Annotated in this window: 2 protein-coding genes; both read right to left on the bottom strand. The window is 48.1% G+C overall.

Annotated features, from left to right (window positions below; all coding sequences use genetic code 11):
• Positions 1-850 (bottom strand): flagellar basal-body MS-ring/collar protein FliF (gene fliF / locus R8269_RS25895; protein ID WP_318223000.1); only part of this gene is annotated, 850 nt, incomplete at its 3' end.
• 14 nt (positions 851-864) lie between these two features.
• Positions 865-1,082 (bottom strand): flagellar hook-basal body complex protein FliE (gene fliE / locus R8269_RS25890; protein WP_318222999.1); only part of this gene is annotated, 218 nt, incomplete at its 5' end.

Raw genomic sequence — 1,082 nt, 5'->3', positions numbered from 1 at the left:
TAGGCAACAGAACAGAGTCGATTTTTTCACGCAATGCTTGTTCTTGGCTGCGTTCTAACTCTTGCTCTTTACGACGCGCGGCAGACGCCGGATCTTGCGAACCAGAGCTCAACAAACGGCCATGCTGATCAGTGACGGTAATGCGCGATGTCTTCATGCCTGGAACGGCACTCGCGACCATATCGACAATCGAGTCCACTTCTTGCTGCTTGAGGTTGGCGCCTGTCGATAGCGTCAAAAATACTGAGGCGGAAGCTTCTTGGTTATGACGCACAAACACACTGTGTTTCGGCAACGCCAATAACACTCGCGCTTTGCGAACCTGCTTCATTTCTTCAATGGCTTGAGCTAGCTGACGCTCACGGCTGAGCTTAAGACGTTCCTGCTCTAGGCGCTGAGAAACACCAAAGCCCATGTCTTGCAGCAGAATGTCATCACCCGCTTCGGTCGCTTGATTGACGCCCGAACGCACCATGCCTAATTTGATTGAGTTGTACTCGCTCGACTCCACCGAAACGGTATTACCATCGAGTTTGTAATTGATTTTTTGCTGGTCAAGGTAATCCAGAACAGGGATCAGTTCTTCAGTGTCGTAAGCGCCAAGCGGGCGCATTTCTGGTTCTTTTACCCAGAAGAACAACATCACGATTAACGCAACACAGATAGAGATCGATAGCACAAGCACGACCTGTCGAAGCAAATCGAGGTCGCCCACGGCCATATCGAATTTTGATGCACTGCGCTCTTCTAAATCTGGATTTTGGCTTTCCACATCCATATCGGAGCTAGAAACCAGTGCGCCATCTGAGCCGCCATCAGTGACGGTTAAATCTGTAGACTTGTCTGCCACACTTATTACCTAAATTACACTGGCATGTTCATGAGGTCTTTGTAGGCCTCAACGAGCTTATTGCGGATTTGAACAGTGGCTTCAAAAGCAACACTGGATTTGTTACGAGCAATCATGACGTCAGATAAGGAAACATCGGCATCACCACGATCAAAACGCGTTTGTAGATCGCCAGATGATTTTTGAAGTGAGTTTACGTTATTGATGGCTTTGGTTAGGAGATCATTGAAAT

The sequence above is a fragment of the Vibrio sp. Vb0667 genome (assembly GCF_033391095.1).
Note: the sequence above shows the minus strand (reverse complement) of the source record. Positions and strands in the feature narration are given on the sequence as shown.